Here is a 19,193-nt window from a genome sequence, read left to right on the forward strand (position 1 = left end):
CTCATGTTCCTGCGCTCCTGGAAACATGACCAATGTTCGAACTGGCGCGCAGGAGCAGGTCGCGCCAAATCAAGGGTTAGAGGGTCGCTTCGATTTCCCGCGCGGCCAGATCGGGATTTTCCGCCAGGCTGATCGGACGTCCCACCACCAGGATGGACGCGCCGCGATCCAGTGCCTCCCGCGGGGTGACGGCGCGCTTCTGGTCGCCCATCGTGCCGCCAGCGGGACGCACGCCGGGCACGACGAAAAAGCCGTCGGGCCATGCTCGCTTGGCCATCGCCACCTCCTCGCCCGAACAGACGATGCCGTCCAGCCCGGCGCTGCGGGCAAGGTCAGCGAGACGCGCGACCTGATCCTCCGCCTTGCCGCCGACGCCGATGTCGGTGAGGTCTTCATTGTCCAGGCTGGTAAGCACGGTGACGGCGATTACCTTCGTGTTGACGCCAGCAGCCGCCTTCGCATCTTCCAGCATCGCGCGTCCGCCCGCGGCATGGACGGTCAGCACCGCAGGTTCCAGCCCATGCAGCGCCTGCACCGCCTTGGCGACGGTGTTAGGTATGTCATGCAGTTTCAGGTCCAGGAAGATGGGAAGGCCGAACTTCATCATCTCCCGCACGCCATGATGTCCGTTGGCGCAGAAGAATTCGAGCCCCAGTTTCAGCCCGCCGACATGATTGTGCACCTGTTGCGCCAGATGCTGGGCCTTGGTCAGGTCGGGCGTGTCGATCGCGACGTAAATAGGGCTGCTCATGCTGTTCCTGTTGCAGAAAGGGATGGTGCCGGGGAAACCGCGCTTTCGGAAGGCGCGGGGGATGTTGGCGCAGGCTGGGTGCTGGCGACCACCAGCGCGCGCTCGGCGCTTTCCAGCTTGCGCTTCATCCGCCACCGCGTCGCCCGGGCCATGATCCAGAAAGGCAGCGCCCCCAGCAGGAAAGCGCCGATCAGCAGGACCGGCAGCTTGGTTTCCATCACCAGGTCACCCCACAGGCGGACGGTCACAGGCACGTAGTTCGCCATGCAGAAAAAGGCGAGGGCCACGGCGATGACGACCCAGAAGGCAGTCCGCAAAAATTGCATCGGCATGTCGTCCTAGCTGCTGATTTCCATCAGCTTAGGGCATTTCGGCGGTCTTCGAAAGCGGTTCGTCCCGATTTCCTGCCGTCCGGCGGGCGAATGCGAGTCACTGGGCGTTGCGGCTTTGCTGCGGTCAACGCGGAACTCTGGCCCTCCCTCGCGCATTTTTCACCGTCGCAAGGAGGCATCGGATCATGGCGGCGCGAGCATATTGGCAGGGTCAGATCAGGCTGGCGCTGGTGTCCATTCCTGTCGAGATTTACGCTGCCACCAAATCGGGCGCGCAGATCGCCTTCCACCAGATTCATGAGCCCAGCGGCAAGCGCGTCCGCTACGAAAAGACGGTGCCGGGCATCGGGCCGGTAAAGCCGGAGGACATCGTCAAAGGCTATGAGGTGAGCAAGGGCGATTATGTCCTGCTGCAACCCGAAGAGATTGAGGCCGTCAAGCTGGAGAGCAAGAAGACGCTAGAGTTGACCCAGTTCGTGAACGCCGACGAGATCGACGTTCTCTACTATGAGCGGCCTTATTATGTCGTACCCGCCGATGACCTTGCCGAAGAGGCGTTCGTCGTCCTGCGCGAAGCGCTGCGCCGGGCGAAGAAGGTCGGCCTGGGACAGCTGGCGATGCGCGGCCGCGAATATATCGTGTCGCTCAAGCCGTGCGGACGCGGCATGATATTGGAAACGCTGCGCTACGCCGATGAGGTCAACCGCGCCCAGAGCTATTTTCGCGAGATAGAGGATGTCAAACCCGACGCTGAACTGCTCGACCTGGCCGAGGCGCTGATCGAAAAGAAGACCGCGCCCTTTAAGCCCGACAGCTTCCATGACCGCTATGTCGACGCGCTAGAGCGGTTGATCGAGAAGAAGAAAAAGGCGAAGGGCCGCCGGATCATCGAGGAAGAGGACACCGGACCGGCCAAGCGGAGCGGTAATGTCATTGACCTGATGGCCGCGCTCAAAAAATCCGTCGACACGGGCGGCAAGAAACCCCCGGCTGGCGCGACAGCCAAGTCAGGCACTACCCGAAAGCCCGCCGCGCGGCGGACTGGCACGGCCAAGGCCCCCGCGCGAAGGCGGGCATGATCCATGGCCGAAGCCGATCCGCTAAAGCTCTATAACAATAAGCGCGATTTCACGCGCACCAAGGAGCCAGCGGGCAAGCTGGGGCGCAGTGGGGGTAACGGCTTCATCGTGCAGAAGCATGATGCCACCCGTCTTCATTTCGACTTCCGGCTGGAAATGGACGGCGTTCTGAAAAGCTGGGCGGTGACGAAAGGCCCGAGCCTTGACCCCGCCGACAAGCGGCTCGCCGTGCGGACGGAGGATCATCCGCTCTCCTATGCCAGCTTCGAAGGGACGATCCCCAAGGGCGAATATGGTGGCGGCACCGTGATGCTGTGGGACGAAGGGACATGGGAGCCTGTCCCCGGCAAGAGCGCCAAGGATCTGGAAAAGGGCCATCTTCACTTCATCCTGCATGGCCAGCGGATGAAGGGCGAATGGCTGTTGATCCGACTGAAACCGCGTCCGGGTGAGAAACGGGAAAACTGGCTGCTGCGCAAGATCGAGGATGGCTATGCCGGGGCCGCCGATGATTTGGTTTCGCGGGAACTGACCAGCATTCGCAGCGGCCGCACCATGGGGCAGATCGCCGCTGATGCGCCGCCGATTTCGCTCAAGGGGAAGAGGGGCAAGTCCTTCGATGCCGCCATGATGGAAGCGGTAAAGGCCACTCCGTCCCGCACACCGCCGCGGAAGCGCGCATCCGGCAAGCCGCCTGCCTTCCGCGCGCCTCAACTGGCGACGCTCGTGGACACCGTGCCCACTGGCAATGGCTGGATTCATGAAATCAAATATGACGGCTATCGCTGCCTGGTCAGCGTCGCGGGAAAGCGCGTGCAGATTTTCACTCGCACCGGGCTCGACTGGACCAATCGTTTCTCCTCCCTTGCGGCCGAGGTGGCCGCGCTCGATCTCCCGCCTGCCCTGATCGATGGCGAGGTCGTGGCCATGGGACCGGACGGCAACCCCGACTTCTCGACACTCCAGCGCGTGCTGAAGGGGGAGGATCGCGGCGCTCTCCATCTCTTCGCCTTTGACCTGCTGGAGCTTGCCGGGGAGGACCTGACCGCGCTTCCCACCGTCGCCAGGAAAGAAAGGCTGTCCACGCTGATCGGCGATGGCGCGGCGCATATCCACTTTGCCGATCATGTAGTGGGCGCCGGGGAAAAGCTGTACAACGCCATGTGCGGTGCGGGGCAGGAGGGCATCATCTCCAAGCGGGCCGACGCTCCCTATCGCGGCGCCAGAACCAGGAACTGGCTCAAGGTGAAATGCACCAGGCGGCAGGAATTCGTCATCGCCGGCTGGACCCCCAGCGGCGCGAGCGGCCGCGCCCTGCGTAATATCCTGCTTGCGCAACATGGTGAGGACGGCCTTGTCTATGCGGGCAAGGTGGGCACCGGCTTCAATGCGCGTAATAGCGAAAGCCTGCTCCAATTGCTCAAGGCCCGCGCGCGCAAAGCGCCTGCCGTCGCTGTCCCCCGCAGTGAATCGCGGGGCGCTCAATGGGTGCGGCCGGATCTGGTCGCCGAAATCGCCTTTGCCGAATTCACCGGCGACAATGTCGTTCGGCACGGGAGCTTCCTTGGATTGCGCGAAGACAAGGCGGCAAAAGAGGTCAGGCGGGAGAAGCCCATGGCAGCGCCGGAGATTGAGAGCGACATCACTATCAGCAACCGTGATCGGCTGATCTTCCCCGAGGCTAAGGTGACCAAGGGGCAACTGGCCGATTATTATGCGGCGGCAGGCGCGATCATGCTCCCCTGGATCGCGCACCGGCCGATCAGCCTGGTGCGATGCCCGCAGGGACGGGCGAAGAAATGCTTTTTCCAGAAGCATGACAGCGGCAGCTTCGGCGATCATGTGAAGCATATTCCCATCCGCGAGAAAGATGGGGATGAGGAGGATTATCTCTACATCGACGATATAGACGGGCTGCTGGCCTGCGTTCAGATGGGAACGATCGAATTCCACGGCTGGGGTTCGCGAGTGGAGGATGTGGAGCGGCCCGACCGGCTGATCTTCGATCTCGACCCTGATGAGGGGCTGGATTTTGAGGATGTGAAGAAGGCGGCGGGGGATATCCGCTGGACGCTGGAAGATATCGGCCTCACCAGCTTTCCCATGCTGTCGGGCGGTAAGGGCGTTCATGTCGTCGTGCCGCTGACGCCGCAGGCGCAATGGCCGCAGGTGAAGGATTTCGCCGATCGCTTTTCCCGCGCCTTGGCGGCAGCGGAGCCGGACCGCTTTACCGCCACCATGAGCAAGGCCAAACGCAAGGGCCGCATCTTCATCGACTGGCTGCGCAATCAGCGGGGCGCGACCGCTGTCCTGCCCTATGTCGTGCGCGCTCGCGAAAATGCGCCTGTTGCCGTGCCGGTGACCTGGGAGGAACTGGAAGACATAGAGAGTGCGGGCGCATTCACCATCGCCGACGTCGATCAGCTGATCGAGCGCGCCAATAGCCGCGACCTGCGCGGATGGGGCGAAGCGCGCCAGACGCTGCCCGATTATTGAAAGCGGCTTCCCTGCCGCGGCTTTAGTGCATAGTTTCGGACCATTATGACCAAGCCCAGCCATGATGCGCCCTCGGAAGGCGCCCAAACCGCCGATACCCCCGAAGACAAGGCCGATCTGGCATCCGCCGCGCGCAAGTCCGCCAGCAAGGGCGTGTGGATGGGCACGGCCGTGGGAATCGGTTCGGCCGCCATCGTCGCCGCGCTGCTGTACGCGAACAAAAAGCGCGGCTGATCTATACGGCTTAAAAAAAAGGAGGCGGCGTGGCCTTCGCTCCACGCCGCCTCATGTGCGGCCCTTGTTCAGGCTGGTCTTCCCGCTTTGGCGCGGGAGGTTCTTCGTCAGGCGCCGCCGCTCAAATAGCTGATCAGTTCGGCCTTGCTGACAGAAGTGCTCTTGTCAGCATCAGCGGTGGCGAACGCGCCGTCCGCCCAGGCGGTAATCTCGGCAGGGGCCAGCGTCTTGCCGGTCGTCTTCATCTCCTGCCCCTTGAGCGCGACCATCCAGCGGGAGAACTCGCTCTTGTCGAGCTGGTTGTCGCTGTTGGCGTCATAGGCCGGAAACTCGGTGTCGACGATCGACGCGATGGAGTCGGCAGGGCTTGCGGGGGTGGCGGAAGGAGCAGAGGGCGCAGTGGCGTCTGTCTGCGGAGAAGAGGCTTGCTGTGCGGCAGCGGGCAGGCTGATCAGCATCGCCATCGACAATGTCAGAACGCGGATCATCGCGAACTCCTTAATTAATTCCCATCGTTGCAAGACACGCGGCACGATGAATTATTCATCTGAATACATGACTGTCCGGCAGATTTCCTGAACATTTGTTCATCTTCCTCCATTCGCCCTCGCATATGGTTCAACTCGTCTGTACCGGCTGCGATATTCACGATGAAAGGACTGTAGGAAGGCAGGACAGGAGAGCCTTTTTCCGCCCATTTGCCCTTCGGGAACGAGGCTGCTAGTCGCGCGGCGACCCTTCATCAGCAATCAGGATTCGACCCGATGGTCCCGCGCTACGCCCGCCCGCAAATGACTGCCCTCTGGGAGCCGGAGGCGCGTTTCCGCATCTGGTTCGAGATCGAGGCGCATGCGACCGAGGCGCTGGGCGAACTGGGCGTCGTGCCCAAATCGGCGGCCAAGGCGCTGTGGGACTGGTGGGCCACCAATCCCGCGATCGACGTGCCCGCCATCGACGCGATCGAGGCCGTGACCAAGCATGACGTCATCGCCTTCCTGACCTGGGTGGCGGAGCAGGTGGGCGACGAAGCCCGCTTCATGCACCAGGGCATGACCTCCAGCGATGTGCTCGACACCTGCCTTGCCGTTCAGCTTTCCCGCGCCGCCGATATATTGATCGAAGATCTCGACAAGCTGCTGGACGTCATCAAGCGCCGCGCTTTCGAACATAAGCTGACGCCTACCATCGGCCGCAGCCACGGCATCCACGCCGAGCCGGTCACTTTCGGCCTGAAAATGGCGGAGGCCTATGCCGAATTTTCCCGCTGCCGCGCCCGCCTGGTCGCCGCGCGGGAGGAAGTCGCCACCTGCGCCATTTCGGGCGCGGTCGGCACCTTCGCCAATATCGACCCGCGCGTGGAGGAGCATGTCGCGGCCAAGCTGGGCCTCGCCATCGAGCCGGTTTCCACGCAGGTCATCCCGCGCGACCGCCACGCCATGTTCTTCGCGACGCTGGGCGTCATCGCCAGTTCGATCGAACGCCTGGCGGTGGAAGTGCGCCATCTGCAACGCACCGAGGTGCTGGAGGCGGAGGAGTATTTCTCGCCAGGACAGAAAGGCAGTTCGGCCATGCCGCACAAGCGCAACCCGGTGCTGACCGAAAATCTGACCGGCCTTGCCCGCATGGTGCGCAGCTACGCCATGCCCGCGATGGAAAATGTCGCCCTGTGGCACGAGCGCGACATCAGCCACTCGTCGGTCGAACGCTATATCGGCCCGGACGCCACCATCACGCTCGATTTCGCGCTGGGCCGCCTGACGGGCGTGATCGACAAGCTGCTCGTCTATCCTGAGCGGATGATGAAGAATCTCGACAAGATGGGCGGCCTCGTTCACTCGCAGCGCGTGCTGCTGGCGCTGACGCAGGCTGGCGTCTCGCGCGAGGATAGCTACCATTATGTACAGCGCAACGCGATGAAGGTGTGGGAGTCGGATGGGCAGCTATCGCTGCTGGAGCTTCTGAAAGCCGATCCCGATGTCACGGCCGCGCTGACCCCCGGACAGATCGAGGAGAAGTTCGACCTCGACTATCACTTCCGCCAGGTCGACACGATCTTCCGCCGCGTCTTCGGCGAAGCCTGACGCGGAGATGCTGGAGGAGGGCCCGGTGCGGGTGTGCCGGGCCTTGTGTCCTGCTTTGGCGGTGCTGACGGGCTGCTGAAACGCTCCTGCGGGCATGCAGGGGCGGGGATCATCCCCTTATGTTTCCGTTCGCCTTGAGGAAAACGAAGGGCGGTCTTGCCTCGCTCCGCTCGGCTGGGGGCTTCGACTTCGCTCAGCCCGAACGGGTTCGAGGATGTAAAGCCAAGCATGAAGGCCCGCGCCACGGCCCGGCGCGACGCCTTATATTCACATTGATGCGCAGAAATTGGTCGGGGAGAGAGGAGGTCTAAGTTGCCGGTTAAGTGAGGTAAGAAACCCCTTAGAAGTCCTAGGAGTCGCGGTTTTCTGCGGGTTCCGATTGTGGCAGTGCTACGTGCGAGTGCTACGTTATTCCACATTCGGAACGAATTTTTGATGTTGAACAGTTACCTTCGCAAACGTCCCCGATCCCAACATTGGCAGCTTCGGATGATGGTCCCTGCTGCTGCCCGCCCTGTCATCGGGAAGCGGGAATTTACCAAGTCCCTAGGCGTCACTGATCGTCGGCGCGCTGAGGAAACTGCGCTGCCGGTCCTCATGGCATGGAAGTCTAGGGTGGAAGCTGCCCTGTCGTCGTCAGACCGGGGTACGAAGGCTCAGGGCTGCCTTGTTCGTCCTACAGAGACGGAATTGGAAGAAGCGGCACTTGTGGTTGGGTATGAGCGGGCCAGCGAGCGCGTAGGGCAGCTAATAAAGGTCAAGGCCCAGCTTGGCGATGCTCATTACCGAGCGCTGCGGTCTGAGTTTGAACGCCGTCATGCTGACTCGATCCGTCTGCTGAAAGGCGAAGATTATACGTACTGGCGCGGTCATGCTGTCCGGCAGGTCCACAAGCGCGGGTGGGACTTGTTGGAGGGAAGCCCCGAATTCGCTGAGTTTGTTCAGCAGCTAGCGCGGGCGGGGACAGACACGTTTGCGCGGGCGGTGGCGATCATTGATGATACAGAACACGCGTTCATGCCATCGGTGCCAGTCCAAGCGGCATTGAAAAGGAAGAATGAGAGGGCGCGAGAAGGCGAGCGCATTGCTGAGCTATATGATAGCTATCAGGCCCAGCGTCTAGCAGAAGGCAGGAAGCGGCCCGATACCTTACGGCAGGATCGAAAGCCCATTGATGAGTTCGCCTCCTTTGTTGGGGTAGATCGTAGCTTGCGATCAATCCAGCCGTCCGATGTGCGAGAATGGCGCAACCTTCAAACCTCTCTTCCTATTACGTACGGTAAACGAAACGAGTTCAAAGGGATGCCCGTCCGGCAGATCGCCGCCGTCGCCAAGGAGCGGGGAATGCAGACCCTCGACCTTGTTACCGTCAACAGGAAGCTGTCCGCTGTTTCGGCGCTATTCGCTTGGGCTAAGCGTGAAGGGTACGTTGAAGACAATCCCGTAAATGGGCTGTTCTATCAGGTTGATAAACAGAAGAATGCGCGCCCGCCCTTCACGGTGGAGCAGTTGAATATAATCCTCCGGTCTCCCCTGTTCACCGGATTCCTTCGGGATGGGAAGGAGTTTAAAAAAGGAAATGTCCAGACAAGGGATTGGCGCTTCTGGCTTCCATTGGTCTGCTTGTTCACCGGTGCTAGGTTAGGAGAAATAGCTCAGCTACGGCTTGAGGACATCCGGCAAGAGGGGGACGTTCACTACATCGAAATTAAGAACGAACCGGCAAAGGGGCAGGCGACCAAATCAGGCAAGAACCGCATCGCTCCCCTGCACTCCACCCTGATCGCCATGGGCTTCATCGATCATGTACGTTGCCAAAGGGAGCGGGCTGCCAAAGATGGCGATCATCGTTTATTTCCCGAACTTCAAAAAAACGAACGGGACCAAAGCGGTAAAGCGTCACGGTTTTGGCGGGTGTACTTGGAACGCATCGGCCTCAAGGAGGCGGGGGACGGCTTTGGTTCGCACTCATTCCGCCATGGATTGGCAGACCAACTACGTCTGGCAGGGTATTTTGATCAGGATATAGCTGTGGTGCTTGGTCATAGTCAAAAGACAGTTACGTCTGGTTATGGTAAGCTACGGCAAGGAACTATCGGACGAATAGCTGAAATTATTGAGGCCGTACGCTTCGAAGGAGTGGATTTTACTCACCTTTACAAACAAAATCTCTGATCATAGATTTAAAGCCTCAGGAAGACCTATCTTTGAATTTGGCTACTCAGGTAGCCAAAACCCCTAAATCGCGCTCTACGAGCCTTCTACGTGTAAAATAGAGCATGTCTGCTGTGGGGCCTTTAAACGGGACGAACTGCGTTGCTTCTCGGGGCGGTATGTCTGGTATGGGTGGATTGGAGACTGACCGCTATTGGGCGGGAATGGCAGGAAGCAGCCGTGATGAGGTAGCGCTTTGCCTTCGATCACCTTATTACGTCCGATATGAGCCGAGACGCACAGCTATTTCTCAAACGCGCCCTTTTGTCGGCCGTATTGGGCAGTGCAATTGGCGCCATTGCATACGCCACTTTCCTGCTGCTTTTTGGACAGGCAAGAGGCAGCGTCGCATGGCTTCCAGTCGCCCTATTCCTTTTTGGTCCACCGGCTTTCTTGTTGGGAGTGCCGATAACCATGACAGTAATGGGCCTTGTCGTTGCACCCCTCACTTGGCCAATACGCCGTTTGCTCGTTCGACATCGCTATGCCTCGATGGTCTTGTTGGGCATTGCCGGTTGGCTGCTAGGTAAAGGGATTTCCGTCCAATGGCTGAGGGATGGAGCGCCCTCGGTTCCTTACGATCCTGATGGATATGCCGCGCCGATCTTTGGCTTAATATGCTGTGCAACGTGGGCCATGATGATGCCAGCTACATCGCGCGATTTATCCACTGTAACGGGCTTGGAGAAACGGTGACTTTCCTAGCGATCTGCTGCCGTCTCGCCGGGTTCAAAAGATGATTGACGTCCGCTTTCTGTACGGAGGCTTGGCGATTTAAGCGGCCACCTTTGGTCGATTTTATGCGGGCAGCTTTCCAAATGACGTTGGAAAGCAGGCGATTGCGAGGCATAAGCTGGCTGGGAGCTTTACGTTATGACGAACGCGCAGTGGACAGGGACAGGTCTTTTCGTCTGCTGCGGCCTTCTCGTTCTCGTTTTTGCTGCCGATTATAATTTGCCTGGAAACGCCGTCATACCGGGACGTATCGTCAAGCCATTCGCATATTGGGGCAACGTGGCATTCTTCGGCGGTTTCGCGCTGTTCGGCTTATATGGCGCGACAATCGGATTTTAGAATGTCTCTTTTGGAGTGGTCGCGAAGGCAAGCCTAACGGCAATTTCTGGTCGGGTTCAGCCCCCAGTTCTGAGGCAAGGGAGCGGACGGGCTCGGTGGGCGCAACCCTTTCGCCGTACGTATCATCATCAGTAGCAGAAAAATAAATTACCCCTCATGTTGGCGCGTATTTCAATCCATAACGTTGATAAATAACAATTATTTCTAAATTCACTTTCTAGTGCTGCCCTACTTGAAGCAAGATTATTGCGCTATTGCCAGTCGCAGATTTCTTCGCTCAATGGGAAACCGAGGTCGAAAACGCCCCGGTGTACCGGCCTCAGTCCAATAACCATGACGACTGAGATAAGCATGAACCCGTATCACTATACCCCCGACGCTATTGGGCAGGCGCTGCCCAAACATGATAGGTCAAAGGTCAAACACAGGAAAGCCCTTCACTATGACAAGGTCGCCGATGCCATCCGCAAGGTTCACGGCAGCGAGGCAGGCATAGCAACCAAGCTAGCGTTTGAGTTTTTGGTACTGACTGCCACCCGGTCAGGAGAAACCCGCGAAGCTGTATGGAGCGAATTTGATCTGGATAAAAAGGTCTGGACGATCCCCGCCGACCGCATGAAGGCGAAGAAGCCTCATAGAGTGCCGTTGTCGGATCGATGCCTTGCGATCTTGGAGCGAGCCAAGGCCCTTAAGCAGAATGATTCCGACTTGGTGTTCCCCGGTACACGCGCCGATAAACCACTGTCGGATATGACGCTCTCCAAGCTGATGAAGGAATTGGCGATCCCAGCCGTGCCGCACGGCTTCCGGTCGTCATTCAGGGATTGGGCAGGCGAGCAGACGCACCATCCCCGCGAAGTCATAGAGTTCGCGCTCTCGCACGTAATTAAAGATAAAGCCGAAGCTGCCTATGCGCGGTCGGACCTATTTGAGAAGAGACGGGCGCTTATGACGGATTGGGCAGAATATATAATTTAGGATTGTTTGACGATGTTCTAACAACCGTATCAAGTGTTTAAGAATCATTATAGTAATTGCGATAGTAAAACTTTAATAAGGGCCGATTTTTCACTTGAACGGCAGTTCAAGCGATCCCATATGCCGCCTCCCAAGCAAAGGAGTCGCACAATGGAAGACGAAAGATATTTGCGGCGCGCTGAGGTCCAGGCGCTCACATCTCTGTCCACGGCCTCGATTTATCGGATGATGGCGGAAGGTAGGTTTGTTCGTCCCTACCGCATTGGAAAACAGGCTGTGCGGTGGCGCTACACCGAGATACGGGATTGGCTAGCACAGCGTCCGCACACCGGCGGAGGCTGGCTTTAAAGCTGACTCTCACCTTAGTTAGAGGCAGGTGAAGCGAGATTGAGGGACTTCACTACTAAGTCCGAAAACGAATTGCATTGAATAATTACAAGCATCAAAAAAGAGAGAATATAATGAACGATAATCCGATAGTACCATCAACCCTTATCAATCAAGCCATTGATGAAATAGTTCACATGTTCTTTGACCATGATCTTGATTGTGATATTCATGAAACTCTCCGGGAAATTGTACATAAGCTCACAATCGCGAGAGAAGCGATCAATTAACATGGTCAGCACTCTTGTACAGTGAGATCAAAGCGCCAGATGATAGTTCCGCCATTTAGGGCGTTTCTGGCGCGATTGTTTCGTTGGGCTACCCAGGGTAGCCAATTCTTCTAGATCGCGCTCTACGGGCATTCTGAGGGCAAAATAGAGCATGTTTGCGCATGGGGCTGACGCCTCGGCGCATGATTGCAGATATTTGTGGTTACAGTTGTTCATCCTCGTACGGATTTATCAGAAAGCTGTTCATCCAAGCGCGCTCCTTTTTGTCGGGGTTATAAGCAACACCGCGTCCTATCGCCTTCCAATATCGGCATTCGCTTAATTCATCATGGTATGAAAGCTCAGTAGCTAGATATAGCAACCAAATGTTACTTCGCATTGTGGCGATAATGAACTTAAGTGCTTCATCATCACGACTGTAAGTCTTCGGAGATTCTAGTATGGCATGAACTGGACCAATATGTGCAAACTGACTGCTTAGCATTCCATAGTACATGCCAATCGGTTCAAGAACTGCCTTTGCCCAGCCGACGCACTTCGTCGAGGGTAATCCACCCGCATGGAACCGCTCAAGGGCATCGGGGTCCGTTCCTATCACAATGACCGTCGCGATAAGCTCAATCAATGTGCGAGCTAGAACGCCGTACTGACGTCTGAAACCATGACGAGCAGTCTCTATGCTTGCAAGGTAGGTGTTTACGGCTGTGTTAAGCAGGCGAGAGACGGTAGCCTTGTAACCGTCATCATCGATCTTGGGCAGATGCAACATCATCATACCCACCGTATCACCCAATAGCGCGCTGCACTCAGCTACGTGCGTACGAGTAATAATGTCGAAAGACCTTCTCACTTTCGGCCCGTCCCGATGTAGCATATTCTGTATAATGTTATTTGTAGCGACCATTACGAAGTTGTTTTTGCGATCGATCCTAATGGCCGATACTTTTCTTTTTGGCGGAATGCCAAGCTTCTTGCGGCTGGTCTTTGTTCTAGTTTGCTTTGTCACAATGCCACCCCCCATGGCGTCAATAGGGCTGCATAGCAGAAGGCCCGAAAGAGGGAATGATGTATGGTGCGATGTCAGCGGCGGCGGCGTCCACCATCGCGCGGCTTGGGTGAGGATCGGCATTCGTACCGCAATCCCTGATCCAACAGCCGTACCAACCATACAGAAGATATTTCAAACCCAGCATTTCCGGCATTGGCAAACTGCTAGTGTGTTAAAGGATTGACACGCCTTAACGTGTATCGGGCGTGATTTAACACGAAATCGCCGTATTTCGTAAATAATCCTATAAGTTAATTAAACATAATGACAAAGTGGCCCATCTAAGATCGGACATAAAATAGCTGATAAGGCAAGAAGGTCATCACATAACAAGCAAGGTTCTAGCTGTTGTGTCCCAATAAGATTGGTCTATCCCGCGTTTGTACTCAGTTTTAACGCGAGGAATGCTCATGGACTTTATACAACTGCGCTTCGATTTCATGGATGAGGGCGACCCTATTCCTACAACCTCAAATAACAACCCGCCTGCTGATGTAGGGTCATCCGATGACCGGCAAGGGGAGTCTGATGTCCTAATGATCCTTTCAACGCAAAAAGCCCTGCCCTGTTCATGAAGATAGGGAAGCTTGTACCTGTTTGTCTGGGAAAATGGAATGTAACAAAAAGTTACTCCAATGCTCCTCTCTCCCTCTTCCCTTTATTGTATATAATAGATAGATATTCTGATGTTAAATGGTATTAAATTAGAAGAAGATTCGTTAGATCATTCGATTGATTATACTTATGGGGATGATTTAGGTTTCTATAATATGAAGTTGAATGGGAAATGTTCTTCCGATAATTCTAGAGCATTGATCGAAAGCCTTGCTCAGGAATTATATGAGCAGGCAGATGTACAGAAAAGGCCAACAAGGAAGGCGTACAAGGCGACCGCTGCTGTCGTTCGCGATCTTCTAAAAGGGCACTCCTACAGCCCTCCTAAGCCCTGTGGCCGGTATATGTCCCCCAATACCTTCGAACATTGTCATGTGGGCTTCAAATCGTTCACCGGCATCAAAGACAAGATGGAACAGGCGGGGTTCATCACGGTGGAGAGGGGAGTGTGGTGGCGGCGGGCTGAGGACGGCATAGGTAAGGTCACCACCATGCAGATGACGCCGAAGCTGCTGGAATTTGCTTTGGGCTATGGGATCACCCCTAAAAACAGGTCGATGCATTTCGGCAAGCTGCCCCGGCCAAAGGCGATATTTAATCCAATAAGGGTGACGAAGAAGCGGCTATGGGCCAACGGTAAAAAGAAGCAGAAGGCGTATATCCGGTACGATTCCCGCGATCCCCGATTATTACGCGAAGGGATCAGAATGAACCGGCTCAATCACTTTTGGGCAGGGCAGGTTATTACCCCTGACAACCACCATGCCTTCTATCGGATATTCCATAATGGGGACGTTGAAGGCTTCGATTTCAACAAGGGCGGACGCATCATTTCAGAAGGCGGCGGCTACCAAGGGATGAGCCCCGAAAATCGTTCGAGAATGCTTATAAATGGCGGTCCGGCTTGTGAGATTGATATCTCGTCCTGCCATACCCGCATTTATTATGGGCTTATGGGTCAGCCCCTAGACCCCGCTATCGATCCCTATACTCTTACCCGTTTCCCGCGCGATGTCGCCAAGGCTTACGTCGCGATGATGATGGGGCGGACGCGAACCGCTGGGGATTGGGCCGAACAGACGATAGCTGCGGTTCTCAGAAAGGGGAAGATCGACCTAAACCAGTACGCCGTCGATGACGTTCGAGAAGCCGTCTTCGATGTTCTGCCCCTATTACGGGAATGGGATACCAGCCCTTACCGCTGGGATGATCTGCAATATGTGGAAAGCTGCATCATATTGGAAACTATGGAGATATTGGCCTACAAACATGACGTTCCAGCTTTGCCGGTACATGACAGCATCATTGTTCCGGCAAAGGATCAGGAATTGGCTATGGAGGTTCTAAGCCGTTGCTTTCAGAAGCATACCGGCGCGGTGCCCATGTTGAAGATCAAAGGATAACGGGTTGCGATGAGCGCCAAGAGGGTGTGAGGACGGTATAAACCGGGGACGGCACTGTGAATCGATAGGAATGGGGGTGGGGGTCTATCTTCTACGACTTCCCCCCTCTCTTACATCATGCTTCCGGTATGGTCAGCGGCAAGCTGCCGGGATCAGTCGGCATGGCACTTATGCAATCCGTCCGAGCCTTAAAATATTTCGTCACCGTATCAATGTCACCCGCCGTCGATAAAGGGCTGGTCTGATCGGCAGTTGAAACCAATGTCTGACCATTGGTCCAAACGAAATCACGATACCCGGTGTACGCACCCATCGCATTTTTACCCAAAATCTGCCCGTACATACAGCGGGCCTTCGCGCTGACGGTCAGGTCTTTGAACTTAACCGCCGTAGGGTCCAACATGCTGTCTCTGGCGCTTGCCATCGCACGGTCGGCGTACTGCTGGTTGGGATCAGCAGGGTTGGTGAAGGTCAGCATGTCATTGGCGTACAGGACGACAAGAAGGATGATGACGAAGGGGGCAGCAACACAGCCCCATTTCACCGCCGCTTCCGTCCTCGGCATATCCATAACGGGGTCGGTCATCCTTTAGCACCGCTGGCTACAGGCTGGCAGATCAGATTGGCTTGAAGCTGTAGGCTGAACGGGTCCACATATTCGTCGTCAATGTCGCAACCGCTGGTTAAACGAGCAACTTCCCTATTCCAGTCACGGATGATTGATCCTCGCTTGCGACCGAAAAACGTAGGAATATGATAAACAGTGATCTTGTCGCCGTAGTTGCGAACTTCGAACGTCTCGCCATTGTGCTGTAGCTTGTGCTTCTTCCCGTCCGCTGGGACCAGCATGGGTTGAACGATTGGTTCCTGCGCCGCCAGCATGAGCGCGATAGCTGTTAGGATCATCATGCCCCCGTTCAAAATTGGAGGCGCAACCCGACCGAAGCCGGGTGTTGGAATCCCTGTAGGTCACAAGGCCCTGCGCTTTTAGGCAGAACCTTGGACAGCACGCAGGCACCCGGCCAAGAATGCTTGACCGGTTGACCTAACGAGGGGATTCCACGCCCCACAGTTTGCTTACCTCAAACTGCCTGATCCTCTTGGCAAAACAGTGGGAGTCGGGCAATCCCCTTCTGCAACTGTACAGTTTTTACATCGTCTCAGTAGGATTGCTGTTTAGCGAAATTATCGAGACTTGAGTTGATATGAGCCAGTTCGCTCCAAAATCGAGGTTTAGTAAATGCTGATTGCTTTCCTTCTCATCGCGGCAATGGACGCAATCGCTAGCTCCGATGGAGAAACGCGGGTGGAATCCAGTCCGTTGAACATTGTCCAAAATGCTCAAAGAGGAGAAAATATAGCATTCCGCAGTGTTGCAAAAAGAGTGGCGGTGGCTCTTGTCGATAAGGCCAACGAAGACTTTGCATTGAGCGGGCCAATACCATACGAATTTATCGATAAAGATAATAGTGTAGCCTGCTACAGGCAGCTATACGATCATTATATAAACGGGATAAAACAGCCCTATCATAATATAAAAATGATAGATTGTATGGAAGACGCTGACAGGAACGGAACTTTCGATTTTCGATCAAGTGCCAGCGCTAAGAGGGCTGGGCCTCTAAAATCTCCTGTATTGTACCAGAAGGTGGACGTATTCCCGGAATACACTTTCAACAAAATTGATCGTAAAGTACTGAGATTTAACAAGTTTAAGGATCAGGCGATAGAATTAGAATACATTCATATCGATGGACAAGTTGATCCGAAGGTTGTTAGCAAAAAGCAAATTATTAATTTTGTTAATAGCCCAACACGGATAGAATTTGAGAATTTTATCATAAATATAATTGATGTATCGAGCAATTATGTGAAGTACTCTGTCGAGGGAATTTGACAATTCATTACAGAATTAGAAAAGAGGTTATGCTAGCCTCTTTTCCACCCTCTGGATTGCAGCCCGCGACACGGCAAATTCCTTAGCCAGCGCGCCAAGCGAAATTCCCTGCCGCCGTTTCTCTATAATAATGCGCTGCTGATCGCCGGTAAGGGCCTGTGGGCGTCCTAAAGCTTTGCCCGATGCCTTCGCCCTAGCAAGCCCGGCCTGTGTACGTTCGATAAGCAAGTCGCGCTCAAACTCAGCTACAGCGGCGATAACTGCCATGGTCATCTTACCCGCCGCGCTGGTAAGGTCCACGCCGCCAAGGGCAAGACAATGAACCTTCACGCCTTCTGCTGCCAGCCGTTCGACCGTGGTACGAAGGTCCATAGCGTTGCGGCCTAGGCGGTCCAGCTTCGTGACAATGAGTATGTCGCCAGCTTCCAGCCGATCTAACAGTTTAGCAAAACCCTTGCGTTCCATCGCGGCGACCGAACCGGAAACCGTCTCTGTAACAACCCGCTTGGGATCGACCGTGAAGCCCGCCGATGCGATTTCCTGAATCTGGTTCTCGGTGGTCTGGTCGCTGGTGCTTACCCGGCAGTAGGCAAAGGTACGGCTCATCTCGTCACTTCCTGTATCGATTCGGTGTAACGAAACTAGCAATGTATCTAAGATATGTGGAGTCTAACTTTAGATACAGTTCGCGCCAATGTATCGGAACCGGTCGATTACAATACAATGGTGCGGCCGAGCGGGCATTTCTATCAATCAGGGTAGGGCAACCCTTCGTTGCGCTACCCCGGTTAGGGCACGTTTCTAGCTACTTATGTAAGGCTCAATGAGCGCGCCTATATCTGTGACCGTACACTTCGCTACGCTTTGTCCAACCAGATGAGCTTCCACTATTCTGCGGTTTATGAGTTCACTTATTGAATACCTGATCCTAGTTCTTGTTTCTTCATCGAATACCCCTTTCGACTGGCTGTAGGCGTTATTGAATTCCATAAGCCAATCAGAAGATAATTTTGTCCCGTTGGCAGAATAACCTCCCAACTTCATATGAGGCCATCGGCTTTTGTCAGCCAATATCGCCAGCGCTTGTGGACTAATCTGTTCAATTTGTGACAGAGCGTACTTGTGCGACTCAAACAGGCCTATGAAATCTCCGTCTATCATATGCTTTAAAGCAGACGATAGATGCTTCATGAGTAGCTCATCGGGTGGGCTATCATCAAGAATTCTAACTATTTTGTTGAACAGGGTATTGCCCTGAGCGCTCGAAATAAAGCTTTTCAATTCAGAAACGGCAAGCGAGTTAGACTCGTTCTTCTGGAAATAATGAGCTAGGAGTACATTCTTCTTAGCTTCTTTGATATCTTTATCTACATTGTCATTCCAATCTAGGAACTCTTTGATTATCTCTCCGACTTTGAACAGGCCGAGAGCTTTGTCTCGGATGAGCTTCTTTGCTGAACCGGAAATAATAGCTTCCTCAGTCCCATCCGGCAAAGTGATCTGATCTAGAAGTTCATCGAGGTTCTTGGCGCGGTCGGCTAGATATTGGTCAGGCTTTTGGATAAGCGCTTTGCTATCGTTCTGATTCAAAGTTGGCTCCATAACATTTTGATATCGAACCATTATTGGTTGGTAACGATAGCGCAAGCGCTTTGTCTGAGCTGGCTCTCGCAAATCTCTAGTTAAATTGGGAGGCGAAGCAGTTAGAAGGGAGCTTCATCTAGATCGCCGAACACGCTTTTTCGGTCGAAGGACTCGCCGCGCTTCTCAGCGCGTTCTCTCATGATGCGGGTTATCTGACTGTCAGGAAGCCGTTCTTTTAGATATTCATAATCTTCCCTTAGGTGCATAGCGGTTGTACCGCCCTCATAGGCGATCCGTACGAACGTTCCCGTCCCGCTTTCGTGCGGTTCGAGTTGGATCACTTTGGTCCTATCAAATGAAACGGGCCTTCCGTCATGATAGTGGTAATGGTCTAAGTCCACTGGCTGCTCCTATGAAGTGACAGGCATGTTGCCAGACCCGGCAACGCTTTCAATGGCCGAGAGAATTTATGCTGTGGAAAGCCCCGCTTTAAAGGTCAGTGGCGGCTATGAGCCAATGCGATCAGTAATCGTTGGGAGGACTTTTGATGAAGCCCCTCACGGCGGGCGCGTACGGTCGCCTAAGCCTCTTATTTTGTCGCTAATTAAGGGCGTTTCGCCGCAACTCGTTGTGTTCGGTGTGCTACGTTTTGGTGCTACGTCCTCAAGAAGAGGGTGTCCGTAACTGCCTGATAACAAACAGAAAAAAGTAAATGGTCGGGGAGAGAGGATCCCCAACCAATTAACGGCCGTCCCTCCGAGAGAGGCGGAAAACTGTGCCTCTCGCCGCG

Annotated in this window: 19 protein-coding genes; 10 read left to right on the forward strand and 9 right to left on the reverse strand. The window is 55.1% G+C overall.

What is annotated here, in order from left to right; genetic code table 11:
* Positions 1-76: 76 nt before the first annotated feature.
* Entirely contained in the window at positions 77-751 is a 675-nt protein-coding gene (gene pyrF / locus L288_RS31630; RefSeq protein ID WP_021238224.1) for an orotidine-5'-phosphate decarboxylase, read from the reverse strand.
* Positions 748-1,077 (reverse strand): lipopolysaccharide assembly protein LapA domain-containing protein, encoded by a 330-nt coding sequence (locus tag L288_RS31635; protein WP_030541472.1) that lies wholly within the window; start codon positions 1,075-1,077, stop codon positions 748-750. Before L288_RS31635 ends, pyrF begins: the two co-directional genes overlap by 4 nt.
* 191 nt (positions 1,078-1,268) lie before the next feature.
* On the opposite strand from L288_RS31635, the gene ku reads away from it, so the two are divergent.
* Genes ku through L288_RS31650 form a run of 3 tightly spaced genes read left to right on the forward strand, consistent with a single transcriptional unit; the run spans position 1,269 to position 4,892 of the window.
* A complete protein-coding gene (gene ku, locus L288_RS31640) occupies positions 1,269-2,162 on the forward strand; it encodes a non-homologous end joining protein Ku (protein WP_021238226.1) in 894 nt (297 codons plus the stop codon).
* A gap of 3 nt (positions 2,163-2,165) precedes the next feature.
* Positions 2,166-4,658 (forward strand): DNA ligase D, encoded by a 2,493-nt coding sequence (ligD, locus tag L288_RS31645; protein ID WP_021238227.1) that lies wholly within the window; start codon positions 2,166-2,168, stop codon positions 4,656-4,658.
* 45 nt (positions 4,659-4,703) lie between these two features.
* Complete coding sequence (locus L288_RS31650) at positions 4,704-4,892, forward strand: hypothetical protein (RefSeq protein WP_021238228.1); 189 nt, start codon at positions 4,704-4,706, stop codon at positions 4,890-4,892.
* Positions 4,893-4,999: 107 nt separating this feature from the next.
* Here the strand turns inward: L288_RS31650 and L288_RS31655 are convergent, their stop codons facing one another.
* Entirely contained in the window at positions 5,000-5,380 is a 381-nt protein-coding gene (locus L288_RS31655) for an EF-hand domain-containing protein (RefSeq protein ID WP_021238229.1), read from the reverse strand.
* A 276-nt stretch (positions 5,381-5,656) separates the two neighbouring features.
* Here L288_RS31655 and purB point away from each other — a divergent pair, with 276 nt between their 5' ends.
* The 5 genes from purB (at position 5,657) to L288_RS44265 (ending at position 11,587) form a co-directional block, all read left to right on the forward strand.
* Positions 5,657-6,973: an adenylosuccinate lyase gene (gene purB / locus L288_RS31660; protein WP_021238230.1), complete on the forward strand. Its 1,317-nt coding sequence runs from the start codon at positions 5,657-5,659 to the stop codon at positions 6,971-6,973.
* 615 nt (positions 6,974-7,588) lie between these two features.
* Positions 7,589-9,148, forward strand: coding sequence for a site-specific integrase (locus L288_RS31665; RefSeq protein WP_161625651.1), 1,560 nt, complete (start codon positions 7,589-7,591; stop codon positions 9,146-9,148).
* A gap of 912 nt (positions 9,149-10,060) precedes the next feature.
* On the forward strand, positions 10,061-10,261 hold the full coding sequence (locus L288_RS31670) for a hypothetical protein (protein WP_021238232.1): 201 nt from the start codon (positions 10,061-10,063) through the stop codon (positions 10,259-10,261).
* Between the two features lie 351 nt (positions 10,262-10,612).
* A complete protein-coding gene (locus L288_RS31675; protein ID WP_021238233.1) occupies positions 10,613-11,239 on the forward strand; it encodes a tyrosine-type recombinase/integrase in 627 nt (208 codons plus the stop codon).
* 150 nt (positions 11,240-11,389) lie between these two features.
* Complete coding sequence (locus L288_RS44265; RefSeq protein WP_021238234.1) at positions 11,390-11,587, forward strand: helix-turn-helix transcriptional regulator; 198 nt, start codon at positions 11,390-11,392, stop codon at positions 11,585-11,587.
* A gap of 471 nt (positions 11,588-12,058) precedes the next feature.
* On the opposite strand, the gene L288_RS31685 is transcribed toward L288_RS44265, so the two are convergent.
* Positions 12,059-12,985 carry a hypothetical protein gene (locus L288_RS31685; protein ID WP_161625652.1) on the reverse strand — a complete coding sequence of 309 codons (927 nt, stop codon included), beginning with the start codon at positions 12,983-12,985 and terminating at the stop codon, positions 12,059-12,061.
* A gap of 605 nt (positions 12,986-13,590) precedes the next feature.
* Between L288_RS31685 and L288_RS31690 the strand changes: the two genes are divergently transcribed.
* Complete coding sequence (locus L288_RS31690) at positions 13,591-14,922, forward strand: hypothetical protein (RefSeq protein ID WP_152522062.1); 1,332 nt, start codon at positions 13,591-13,593, stop codon at positions 14,920-14,922.
* Between the two features lie 115 nt (positions 14,923-15,037).
* On the opposite strand, the gene L288_RS31695 is transcribed toward L288_RS31690, so the two are convergent.
* Both L288_RS31695 and L288_RS31700 read right to left on the reverse strand, forming a co-directional pair.
* Positions 15,038-15,508, reverse strand: coding sequence for a hypothetical protein (locus tag L288_RS31695; protein ID WP_152522063.1), 471 nt, complete (start codon positions 15,506-15,508; stop codon positions 15,038-15,040).
* Complete coding sequence (locus L288_RS31700) at positions 15,505-15,831, reverse strand: hypothetical protein (RefSeq protein WP_021238239.1); 327 nt, start codon at positions 15,829-15,831, stop codon at positions 15,505-15,507. The genes L288_RS31695 and L288_RS31700 overlap by 4 nt, the downstream gene beginning before the upstream one ends.
* A gap of 331 nt (positions 15,832-16,162) precedes the next feature.
* Between L288_RS31700 and L288_RS43025 the strand changes: the two genes are divergently transcribed.
* Entirely contained in the window at positions 16,163-16,819 is a 657-nt protein-coding gene (locus tag L288_RS43025; RefSeq protein WP_152522064.1) for a hypothetical protein, read from the forward strand.
* A gap of 27 nt (positions 16,820-16,846) precedes the next feature.
* Here L288_RS43025 and L288_RS31710 read toward each other — a convergent pair whose 3' ends face one another.
* The 3 genes from L288_RS31710 to L288_RS43465 form a co-directional block, all read right to left on the reverse strand.
* Positions 16,847-17,425: a recombinase family protein gene (locus L288_RS31710; protein ID WP_021238241.1), complete on the reverse strand. Its 579-nt coding sequence runs from the start codon at positions 17,423-17,425 to the stop codon at positions 16,847-16,849.
* 195 nt (positions 17,426-17,620) lie between these two features.
* Positions 17,621-18,409, reverse strand: a complete 789-nt coding sequence (locus L288_RS31715) for a hypothetical protein (RefSeq protein WP_201766638.1) — start codon at positions 18,407-18,409, stop codon at positions 17,621-17,623.
* A 113-nt stretch (positions 18,410-18,522) separates the two neighbouring features.
* The gene (locus L288_RS43465) at positions 18,523-18,804 is read right to left on the reverse strand and encodes a hypothetical protein (protein WP_161625653.1); all 282 of its coding nucleotides are present in this window, start codon (positions 18,802-18,804) and stop codon (positions 18,523-18,525) included.
* Positions 18,805-19,193 lie beyond the last annotated feature (389 nt).

It is taken from the genome of Sphingobium quisquiliarum P25, from assembly GCF_000445065.1.
Classification (GTDB): Bacteria; Pseudomonadota; Alphaproteobacteria; order Sphingomonadales; family Sphingomonadaceae; genus Sphingobium; species Sphingobium quisquiliarum.

What these genes read in the sequence shown, in the direction of transcription:
- L288_RS31650 (WP_021238228.1), top strand. Translation starts at nt 4,704, where the DNA reads ATGACCAAGCCCAGCCATGATGCGCCCTCGGAAGGCGCCCAAACCGCC.
- L288_RS44265 (WP_021238234.1), top strand. Translation starts at nt 11,390, where the DNA reads ATGGAAGACGAAAGATATTTGCGGCGCGCTGAGGTCCAGGCGCTCACA.
- purB (WP_021238230.1), top strand. Translation starts at nt 5,657, where the DNA reads ATGGTCCCGCGCTACGCCCGCCCGCAAATGACTGCCCTCTGGGAGCCG.
- L288_RS31670 (WP_021238232.1), top strand. Translation starts at nt 10,061, where the DNA reads ATGACGAACGCGCAGTGGACAGGGACAGGTCTTTTCGTCTGCTGCGGC.
- L288_RS31685 (WP_161625652.1), bottom strand. Translation starts at nt 12,985, where the DNA reads ATGCCGATCCTCACCCAAGCCGCGCGATGGTGGACGCCGCCGCCGCTG.
- L288_RS31695 (WP_152522063.1), bottom strand. Translation starts at nt 15,508, where the DNA reads ATGACCGACCCCGTTATGGATATGCCGAGGACGGAAGCGGCGGTGAAA.
- L288_RS31655 (WP_021238229.1), bottom strand. Translation starts at nt 5,380, where the DNA reads ATGATCCGCGTTCTGACATTGTCGATGGCGATGCTGATCAGCCTGCCC.
- L288_RS43025 (WP_152522064.1), top strand. Translation starts at nt 16,163, where the DNA reads ATGCTGATTGCTTTCCTTCTCATCGCGGCAATGGACGCAATCGCTAGC.
- pyrF (WP_021238224.1), bottom strand. Translation starts at nt 751, where the DNA reads ATGAGCAGCCCTATTTACGTCGCGATCGACACGCCCGACCTGACCAAG.
- L288_RS31635 (WP_030541472.1), bottom strand. Translation starts at nt 1,077, where the DNA reads ATGCAATTTTTGCGGACTGCCTTCTGGGTCGTCATCGCCGTGGCCCTC.
- ligD (WP_021238227.1), top strand. Translation starts at nt 2,166, where the DNA reads ATGGCCGAAGCCGATCCGCTAAAGCTCTATAACAATAAGCGCGATTTC.
- ku (WP_021238226.1), top strand. Translation starts at nt 1,269, where the DNA reads ATGGCGGCGCGAGCATATTGGCAGGGTCAGATCAGGCTGGCGCTGGTG.
- L288_RS31700 (WP_021238239.1), bottom strand. Translation starts at nt 15,831, where the DNA reads ATGATGATCCTAACAGCTATCGCGCTCATGCTGGCGGCGCAGGAACCA.
- L288_RS31690 (WP_152522062.1), top strand. Translation starts at nt 13,591, where the DNA reads ATGTTAAATGGTATTAAATTAGAAGAAGATTCGTTAGATCATTCGATT.
- L288_RS31675 (WP_021238233.1), top strand. Translation starts at nt 10,613, where the DNA reads ATGAACCCGTATCACTATACCCCCGACGCTATTGGGCAGGCGCTGCCC.
- L288_RS31710 (WP_021238241.1), bottom strand. Translation starts at nt 17,425, where the DNA reads ATGAGCCGTACCTTTGCCTACTGCCGGGTAAGCACCAGCGACCAGACC.